The organism is Streptomyces sp. NPDC006510 (assembly GCF_040611955.1).
GTDB lineage: Bacteria > Actinomycetota > Actinomycetes > Streptomycetales > Streptomycetaceae > Streptomyces.
Genome location: NZ_JBEXPH010000271.1, coordinates 1 through 9,000, shown reverse-complemented (window position 1 = coordinate 9,000; position 9,000 = coordinate 1). Strand labels below are relative to the sequence as shown.

Below are 9,000 nucleotides of genomic sequence, written 5' to 3'. Positions count from 1 at the left end.
CCTGAGCCGGCGGGCCGGCGGGCGGCCCCTCCCGCTCCCCCGCCTCGCCCGCGTCGTCCGCAGGGGCACGGCCCGGCCGCGAACGCTCCGCGGCCGGGCATTACCATGTCGCTGATCATTTCCGCGGCAGCGACGTGCCCGGCGAAGGCCGCAGAACCCGAAGACGCAGGTCGAATCCCCACCCCCTCGGCCAGTCCTGTCGGCATGCGCCCGAACCGCGTGTTCCGCTGCCTCTGCACGAGGTCGTCAGCCTCGAGCCCCCCGGTCCGGCCGGCGGATCTCGGCACCACCCCAGCAACACATCAAGGAGCAAGACCATGGCGGGCTTCGGCTGGAAGCTGCACGGCGACGGCAAGATCCTCGCACCGGGTGAGGTCGTGAGGCCGGACGAGCGGCTCACCTGGGGGCGCACGGTCGGTCTCGGCGCGCAGCACGTGGTCTCCATGATCGGAGCCTGCTTCGTCGCACCCGTCCTGATGGGGCTCGACCCCAACCTCGCCGTGATGGCCTCCGGCGTGGCCACGATTCTCTTCCTGCTGATCACCCGGGGCCATATCCCCAGCTACCTGGGAAGCAGCCTGTCGTTCATCGGTGTCGCCGCCGTCATCAGCACACAGGGAGGCGACGCGGCGCACCTCACCGGCGCCCTGCTGGTCGTCGGCGCGGTCCTCTTCCTGTGCGGGGCGGTCGTCCGCGCCCTCGGGGCCCGCGTCATCCACGCGGTGCTGCCCCCGGTGGTCACGGGTGCGGTGGTCATGCTGATCGGGTTCAACCTGGCGCCGGTCACCGCCGGCACCTACTGGCCCCAGGACCAGTGGACAGCGCTGCTGACCATGCTGTTCACGGGGTTCGCCCTGGTTGTGCTGCGCGGCTTCTGGTCCCGTATCGCGATCTTCCTCGGGCTGGCCTTCGGGTACGCCGCCTCCTGGGTCTTCGACCGCGCGTTCGGCAAGATCCACTCCCCCGCGGGCGGCGCCGAGGCGGTCGACCACTGGCGCCTGGACCTCTCGGGCGTGTCCAAGGCGGACTGGATCGGCCTTCCCGACCTGCATGCCCCGAGCTTCTCGCTCTCGGCCGTTCTGGTCGCCCTGCCCGTCGTCATCGCCCTCGTCGCCGAGAACGCGGGACACGTCAAGGCGGTCGGTGAGATGACGGGCGAGCCGCTCGACGACCGGCTCGGTACGGCGATCATGGCCGACGGTGCGGCGACCGTGCTGTCGACGTCCGTGGGCGGCCCCGCCACCACCACGTACGCCGAGAACATCGGTGTCATGGCCGCCACGCGTGTCTACTCGACCGCCGCCTACTGGTGCGCTGCGGGCTTCGCGATCCTGTTCGGGCTCTGCCCCAAGTTCGGTGCCGTCGTGGCCGCCATTCCCGGCGGTGTCCTCGGCGGCATCACGGTCATCCTCTACGGCATGATCGGCCTGCTGGGCGCCCAGATCTGGGTCCGTTCCCGGGTCGACCTCTCCAACCCCCTGCACCTGGTGCCGACGGCCGCGGGTCTCATCGTCGGCATCGGCGATGTGAGCCTGAAGCTCACGGACAACTTCGAGCTCAGCGGCATCGCGTTGGGCACGCTGATCGTCCTGATCGGCTACCACGCGCTGCGCGTCCTGGCGCCCGCCCACATGACGGACGAGCCTCCGCTCCTCGAACCGGAGAATGCGGGGTACGACCGAGGCGTGCCGGACGGATCGTGATCGCGGGCGCCGCCATCGGTGAGGCCGTTCCGACGGGGAACGGCCTCACCGATCTGTTCGCCGCACTGATCCGTACGCCGCGCGGCAGGTCGCGGTCCGCGTCCGGGCCCGCGGGGGTCAGACATCGACGGACACGTACTCCTTGCCCTTGTCGTTCTCGATGACGACCTTCTGTACGTCATCCATGGGGACGGCCGCCGAGCCGTCGAGGTTGGCGCCCTTCTTCTCGTCGGCGACGAGCCAGCTGCCCGCGATCTCGCGGCTGCCGTCCTTCGCGACGACCACCACGCGGCAGCGCTCGCCCGCCGGAATGCCCGTGACCGAGGCGTTGAGGCGGATCCAGTCGACGGCAGGGGTCACCCGGAGCCTCATCTCGCTGCCGGTCGAGGCGCTGCGGCCCTCGACGACCTTCATGCCGCCCGGCTGCACCGGTGGCACGGTCGCCGCGACCGAGGGGGCCGGGGGGATCGCCACCGGGGCACGTTCGCCGGTGTTCTGGCCGATCAGGACGCCGCCGCCGAGGACGGCTGCCGCCACGACCGCCGCGACCGCACCCAGGACCGCTCTTCGCCGCAGCGTCTGCCCGGCGCGTTCGTTGCGGACCTGCCTCAGCGTGCGCTGGAGCAGCAGGTCACCGCCTTCCGGGGGCCCGTCGAGGAACGCCTCCGGCGGTACTTCGCCGAGCGCGGACTCCATGTCCCGCAGCCCGTCCAGTTCGTCGCGGCACTTCTGGCACGACGCCATGTGTTCGTCGACGGTTCGCACCTCCTGCTCATCGAGCGCGCCGAGGACATAGGCGCCGAGCAGTTCGCTGTCGTGTTCCCTGGTGCTCACACCGCCACCCCCTTCAACGCCACCAGCTTCACTGCCTTCGGTCTGTCCGCGTACATGTCCCGCAGGGCCTTCAACGCATAGTGTGACCGGGACTTGACCGTCCCGGGTGGTATCCCGAGCCTGTTCGCCGCCTCGGCGACGCTCCTGCCCTGGAAGTAGATTTCCATGAGCACGTCCCGGTGGTCCGGGGAGAGCCGGTCGAGCGCCTCCATGACGACCATCGAGTCGACCACGGCGTCCGCGTGGTCCTGCTCGACGGGCTGGGTGGTCACCGACTCGGCGACCTCCGTGGGGCGCGCGGCCTTGGCCCGGTACCGGTCCGTGACGATGTTGCGGGCCACGGTGAGCAGCCAGCCACGTACCGAGCCCTTGCCGTTGACCAGCGCGTCCGGGTGTTTCCAGGCCCGGATCAGGGTTTCCTGGACCACGTCCTCGGCGGCGCTGCGATCGCCGGTCAGGCGTTGCGCGTACGCGAGCAGGGCTCTGCCGTGTTCCTCGTAGAGGGACCGGATCAGTGCCTCGTCACCGGTGTCCTGTCTCTGCCGGCTGCGGGACCACAATGCCGCCATCCATCTTCTCCGTCCTCTCCTGGGCCGATGCGCTGAACACGGACGGCGGGCCGGGCCGGTTCAATCCCCGGTGGATGTGAGCTGAATCACAGGTCGGTCGGGGGTCGTGCGAGGGGTCCTGGTCACCCCGCCTTGCACTGCCGGTCCTCGTTGATGCAGCGCACCAGCTCCGCCATGCGGTCCCCGATCATCACGTTCACGAACATCGCGTGGTCGGTGATCGGATCGCGCAGCTGCTCCGGGAAGGAGTCGACGGCGAACGGCGTGCCCTCCGGGAGTTCATAGGTGAGGGTGACGCGCAGTTGCGGCACGGGGAACGTGGCCCGCGGGCAGGTGCCGTCGGCGGCGGGGAACTGTGCGTGCGCGCGGTGGTCGGGGCTGTCGGTGGCGAGGCCGTTCCAGCAGCTCGGGAAGTCCAGGGTGCGGGTCGGTCCGCTGCCCTGCGGGCAGCGTACGTAGTTCCGGGTGAACCGGTCCGGGTAGCCGGAACAGCCCCACTGCGCGCGGACGTTCGCGCTGTCCGTGGTGGCCGCGACCGGGTCGCCCGTCACCAGCCGCAGGAAGCGGGGCATGCCGACGACCGAGCTGACCGGGTTGCCGCGGAACTCCACCCGCACCGAGGCGGCGGTGACGGCCTCGCCGGTGTTGCCGTGGGCGCCGACGCCGGCCTTGTGGGCCTCGCCTGTGCGGTCGAGGCGGCGCAGCACCGGCCAGTAGTACGTGGACCGGTCGCCGCCCGCACAGGTGGTCTCGGCGGCGGCCAGAGTCCGGTCGGTGGACAAGGCGTTGGTGGAGAGATTGCCGACGTAGTCGTGGGTGTGGTGGGCGCCGTTCACGACGCCCGGGGAGGTCACGACATTGTCCATGTTGTAGTGGCCCTGTTCGTTGCGGCCGCAGTCGACGGTGTACGAGCCGGTGGACGCGTCAGGTCCGGCCGCGGGCGCCCGGGTCGGCACAACGGTCCCGATGTCCACGTACTTGTCGTCGGCGGGTGCGCCGGACACCGTGGCGGCCCTGTCGGCGCCGAGGGTCATGACGCCCAGGATCACGATCAGCCCGAGCGTCACAGGCAGTATCCCCCAGAACAAAGGGGAGTTGGGGAAGGGCAGCTTGATCCGCACGGATGCAGGGTGTCACCAGGGGCCGGGGCAATCAAGGTTGCCCACAAGCCACCCGCGAAACCTCCGTCAGCCCCTTGTCGGTGAACGTCAGCGGAACAACTGCCCTCGTACGGCGCCGTCGGGGAACTCCCGGGTGTGCACGTTCGAGTAGAAGTTGGTCGGGCTCCCCTTGAGGCGTGCGATCAGCTCGGCGTCGGGGGTACTGACGCTGCCGGAGATCGCGAAGATGTTCTTCGGTACGGGAGTGACGAACAGCGGGAGCCGTACGTCGCCGTTCTCGCCGAGCACCCCCTCGTGGATGTGTCCGGCCAGCGGCGCCCCGATGTTCACCCAGGCCATGGAGTAGTCGACGCGGTCCGGCCTCGGGTGCAGGAACGTGGTGCTGTGCCCGTCCGGGTCGCCCGCCTTCCCGGGGGCGTCGGCCGGGATCTCCTGGCCGCCGTCCGCGAGCGCGCGCAACTTGCCGCCCCTGATGATGCTGAGCGGGTTCACCGGCTTCTCCAGGAGCCGGAGCTGTCCGCGCACCGCGCCGCCGGGGGAGTCCTCGGAGTGCAGGTCGATGTAGAAGCCGCCGGGGTTGGTGCGCAGCCGCCGGGCGAGCGCGGCGGAGGACATCGAGGTCTGCCCGGCGGCGGAATTCACCGACGCGGGCATGGCCGTGCCGAACAGCTCGGCCTTCACCCCGCCGTCGCTGCCGGCCTGGCCCTGGTGGAGGTGGCCGCGCGCCGGCCTGCCGATGCCGTTCCAGGTGAGGGCGAAGGTGACACGGTCGCCCTTGACCTTGATGAGCGCGACGGCCTTGCCGTCCTGGGCGCCCTCGGCGGGCCCGTCCTTCTTCCGCGCTGCCTGGTCGCCGGTGAGCCGGGCGATCAGGGAGACGGCCGGTGCCCGCGCCGCTTCGGCGGCGGCCGTCGAGACCCCGGCACCATCGGATCTCCCGGCGCCGGGGCCGTTCTCGGCCGACGCCGGGGCCGTACCGGCGAAACCGGTGAGACCGGCGAGGAGCACGGCGACGCCCGCCGCGACAGTGAGCCTGCGCATGTCTTTCGTCCTTCCGGGAGTTGGGCTGCCAGGGCCCTTCGCGTCGACCAACGGACGCACGGACCGAACGGTTCAACGCCGTCCGCGATTCGGGGCGTCGGCAGACGGGACGGCGCTCGCTGAACCCGTACGGCGGGCGGCACGTGTGGGCCACGGGGAACTCACCCCGCCGCTTTTCACGACGTACGAGAGAGGTCATCACCATGCGCGCACGCAAGGCTCTGTTCGCGATCCCGCTGGCCCTGGGACTTGTCGCCTGCGGTACCGGGAGCGACGGCGACACCGGCGCGGACAGGAAACCGGTCGAGGCGGCGCCCGGCACCGAGGTCGCCGTGGCGGACGTCGGGCTCGGCTCCATCCTGGTCGACGGCCAGGGCCGCACCCTGTACGCCTTCACCAAGGACAAGGAGGCCACCAGCAACTGCGACGCGGAGTGCATCGCCGTGTGGCCCGCGCTGACCAGCCCCTCCCCCGCCGGCGCGGGCAAGGGCGTCAAGAAGTCGCTGCTGCGCGAGGCGAAGCAGTCGGGGGGTGCCGTGCACGTCACGTACGGGGACTGGCCGCTGTACTACTACGTCGGCGACATGGCGCCCGGTGACGTCAACGGGCAGGGCCTGGACGGCGAGTGGTTCGCCGTGTCGCCCGACGGAAATCTCGTCCGCAAGTCCGCGTGACCGTCCCCGAGGCCCGGTCCCGTACCGCTCCGACTCCCGTACGCCCTTGATCCAGCGGGCCGTTGAACCGTCCCGCGTCCACGGTCGTTCCTGGAGCGGGGCGGGACGCGCCCGCCGGACGACGCGTACGAGGGAGGAGCCTTGACCGAGATCGAGATGCCGGGAGACGAGGTGCAACGTCTCGGTGACCTGCTGGGCCGGGTGGTGGATCTCATCGACACCCGGCCGTCGGGCTACAACCCCGAGGACGTCGGCCCGCCGCTGGTGCGCCCCGGTACGAACTTCGACGACGCGTGGAAGGACGGGCGCGTGCAGGTCAAGCGGAACAGCAAGGACCTCAAGGACGGCTGCGATGCCATCGTGAAGGCCTTCGCCGAATTCGACACCAAGATGGGCTCTTCGCTCAAGGAGAGCGGCAGCCAGGGCGGTGGCGGCGACGCGACACCCGCCGGGGGGCCCGCCCGGCCGCCGTCCTAGGACGACGGCCTCATCGCTTCCCCCTGTCCGCCTGGCCCGAAACGAGCCCGGCCCGAAACGAACTGAGGAGAACGGTCCCATGACCGCTGGTTCGCACACCTTCGGGATCGCCATCCCGGAGAACTGGACGGAGTACGACCTGCACGGCGACACGCTCGCCGAGCGCCGCGCCGAGATGCTGCGGCACGCTCCGCAGAAGGAGACCCGGGACGCCATCAACCACACGTTCCGCAGCGCGCGGCGCATCATGGAGGGCGCCCGCATGCGCGGCGCCATCTACGCGGCGGGCACCACCGCCATGTACGAGGACGGCCTGCTGATGGCCGGGCTCATGGTGTTCAGCGTGAATCCGCCGCCCGGTGAGGACTTCTCCGCGAAGGGCATCGCCGAGCAGTTCTCGGCCACCGGGGGCCGCCGCCGCGAGGGCACCACCCGGACCCTCACGACGGCGACGCTGCCGGGTGTCGGTCCGGTCGGCCGGATGACCGGCATCGAGGAGACGGAGATCGCCGACGGCATCTCGTACAAGATGGTGGTGACGCACACGTTCGTGCCGGTTCCCGGTGGTGAGCGGGTCCTGATCATCACCTGCTTCAGCCCGAACATTCCGCTCGCCGAGCCGCTGTGCGACCTCTTCGATGCCATCACCTCGACGTTCGCCTTCGGTGAGCAGGCGCCGGTGGCCGCCGGCGCGGCGGCCACCTGACCGACGTCGGCCCCGCACAGGGCCCGGCCGTTCCTGGGAGGAACGGCCGGGCCCTCTTCTTCGTGTGTGCCGAAGGCCGGAAGGCCTCCGCTCCCCCCGGTGGCCGGAGGGAGCGGAGGCCTTCCGGCCTTGCTCTGTGGTGCGGTGCGACGTGGTGCGGTACGCCGTACTGCCGGTCAGTCCACCGTCGTCGCGGGCACGCGGACCGTGGTGAAGCGGCCGTCGCCGAGCTGCAGATGGGCGCGACCGGGTTCGGTGTCCTGGCCCATCAGGCCACGTGGCAGGCGGGCGCCGACGAGTTCTCCGTCGCCCATCAGTCGGGGTGCGAGCAGGGCGCCGCAGCGGTTGCGGCGTACGGCGGCCTGCCAGCCGCCGATGCCGCCGAGCAGCGCCTCGTTGTTGCCGGCCATGATCAGGCCCCAGCCGTCCCCGGCGCTGCCGCGGGCGAGCGCGACGAAGTCGGTGTCGAGCTCGGAGTTGATCATCATTTCCGCGTCGTCGACGAGGATGGCTCCGGCGGGGCTGTCCACCTTGCCGAGTGCGGCGCGGAAGTCGGCGACCGCGACGTCGGCGTCGGTGAAGACCTCCACGACGCCGGGCTGTCCGGCGAGGTGGCGCAACGGCGAGTTGCGCGGTGCGATCACCACGATCTTGGTGCCGGACGCGGTCAGCGACTTCGCCATGGTGAGCAGCACCGTGCTGCGGCCCGACCTCGGCGGACCGGCTACCACGAAGGACGGCACCTTCGACAAGTCGGTGCCGACGGCGGCGAGTTCGTCGCCGCCGACGCCGACCATCGCCCACAGCGGGGAGACGTTGCGCGGCCTGCGGGCGAGGGCGTCCGCGAAGTCCAGCTCGTCGGGCAGGACGTCCACGCGGAACGGCCTGCGCTCGGCGGGCACGTCGGCGTCGCGTTCGCCGACCCGTTCGGCGAGTACGCCCAGTGCCTGGGCCTGGCCCGCGCCGGTGGCGTCGGTGCCGTCGGTGCCGGGGATCAACGCGACCTGGGCGCTGTTGATGTCCTTGGCGAGGACACCGCGGCCGGCCGGGAGGTCCTCTGGGACATTGCGGGCGTTGAGGCCCACCATGGAGTAGTCGGAGCGGTCGTTGAGGCGCAGGACCAGCTTGTCCTCGGTGGAGGCGGAGAACCGGCTCTGGCCGAGGATGCGGTCGCCGGACAGGACCAGATGCACGCCGACGCTCGCGCCCTCGCGCATCAGAAGGGTCATGGCGTCCATCAGGCTGCCCTGGTCGTAGTTGGCGAAGTCCCGCTCGAACGCCTCGAACCGGTCGACGAGCAGCAGGATGTGCGGGGGCCGCTCAGCCTCGGGCAGGGCGCGGCGCAGCTCGGTGAGGTCGGCGACGCCCCGCCTGCCGAGGAGTTCACGGCGCCGCCCGACCTCGGCGACCAGGCGGTTCAGGAGGCGGGCCACCCGCTCGACCTGACCCCGGTCCACCACGGCACCGCAGTGCGGCAGTCCACTGAGGGCCTGGAGGGCTCCGTTGCCGCAGTCGAGTCCGTACAGATGGACATCGGCGCAGCCGTGCGCGCCGGTGAGAGCGGCGGCGAGGGTGCGCAGCGTCTGGGACCGGCCGCTGCGCGGCGAGCCGACGATGTACAGATGCCCCATCTCGTCCAGGTCGAAAGCGAGTTGACGCTGTGTCTGCTCGGTGGGTACGTCCACGAGGCCGTACGCCACCGGCGCGAGCCGGCCGTCCTCGGCCGCCTCGGGGGGTGTGGGCAGGTCGGTGAGGGTGAGGATGTCGGGCAGCGGGGGAAGCCAGGGGCGGCGGGCGGGCGTAAAGAACAAGACCGCTGCACTGTCCCGCGTCGGTCTCGAATCGGTACGGCTCACTCTTTCCGGGAGTGTTCAA

General features: G+C 71.0%; 9 protein-coding genes. 4 read left to right on the top strand and 5 right to left on the bottom strand.

Annotated features, from left to right (window positions below):
- Positions 1 to 317 precede the first annotated feature (317 nt).
- A complete protein-coding gene (locus ABZY11_RS40375; protein ID WP_356483942.1) occupies positions 318 to 1,703 on the top strand; it encodes a solute carrier family 23 protein in 1,386 nt (461 codons plus the stop codon).
- Positions 1,704 to 1,820: 117 nt separating this feature from the next.
- Here the strand turns inward: ABZY11_RS40375 and ABZY11_RS40370 are convergent, their stop codons facing one another.
- The 4 genes from ABZY11_RS40370 to ABZY11_RS40355 all read right to left on the bottom strand — a co-directional run bounded on the left by ABZY11_RS40370 (position 1,821) and on the right by ABZY11_RS40355 (position 5,268).
- Positions 1,821 to 2,537 carry a zf-HC2 domain-containing protein gene (locus ABZY11_RS40370; protein ID WP_356483941.1) on the bottom strand — a complete coding sequence of 239 codons (717 nt, stop codon included), beginning with the start codon at positions 2,535 to 2,537 and terminating at the stop codon, positions 1,821 to 1,823.
- Positions 2,534 to 3,106, bottom strand: a complete 573-nt coding sequence (locus tag ABZY11_RS40365) for a sigma-70 family RNA polymerase sigma factor (RefSeq protein ID WP_189544397.1) — start codon at positions 3,104 to 3,106, stop codon at positions 2,534 to 2,536. Before ABZY11_RS40365 ends, ABZY11_RS40370 begins: the two co-directional genes overlap by 4 nt.
- Before the next feature lie 122 nt (positions 3,107 to 3,228).
- Positions 3,229 to 4,227 carry a DUF1996 domain-containing protein gene (locus tag ABZY11_RS40360; RefSeq protein ID WP_356483940.1) on the bottom strand — a complete coding sequence of 333 codons (999 nt, stop codon included), beginning with the start codon at positions 4,225 to 4,227 and terminating at the stop codon, positions 3,229 to 3,231.
- Between the two features lie 87 nt (positions 4,228 to 4,314).
- A complete protein-coding gene (locus ABZY11_RS40355; RefSeq protein ID WP_356483939.1) occupies positions 4,315 to 5,268 on the bottom strand; it encodes a CHRD domain-containing protein in 954 nt (317 codons plus the stop codon).
- 203 nt (positions 5,269 to 5,471) lie between these two features.
- Between ABZY11_RS40355 and ABZY11_RS40350 the strand changes: the two genes are divergently transcribed.
- The 3 genes from ABZY11_RS40350 to ABZY11_RS40340 all read left to right on the top strand — a co-directional run bounded on the left by ABZY11_RS40350 (position 5,472) and on the right by ABZY11_RS40340 (position 7,125).
- Entirely contained in the window at positions 5,472 to 5,942 is a 471-nt protein-coding gene (locus ABZY11_RS40350; RefSeq protein ID WP_356483938.1) for a hypothetical protein, read from the top strand.
- 141 nt (positions 5,943 to 6,083) lie between these two features.
- Entirely contained in the window at positions 6,084 to 6,419 is a 336-nt protein-coding gene (locus ABZY11_RS40345; RefSeq protein WP_356483937.1) for a hypothetical protein, read from the top strand.
- A 79-nt stretch (positions 6,420 to 6,498) separates the two neighbouring features.
- Positions 6,499 to 7,125, top strand: coding sequence for a hypothetical protein (locus ABZY11_RS40340; RefSeq protein ID WP_356483936.1), 627 nt, complete (start codon positions 6,499 to 6,501; stop codon positions 7,123 to 7,125).
- A 176-nt stretch (positions 7,126 to 7,301) separates the two neighbouring features.
- On the opposite strand, the gene ABZY11_RS40335 is transcribed toward ABZY11_RS40340, so the two are convergent.
- Positions 7,302 to 8,936, bottom strand: a complete 1,635-nt coding sequence (locus tag ABZY11_RS40335; RefSeq protein ID WP_356483935.1) for an FtsK/SpoIIIE domain-containing protein — start codon at positions 8,934 to 8,936, stop codon at positions 7,302 to 7,304.
- Positions 8,937 to 9,000 lie beyond the last annotated feature (64 nt).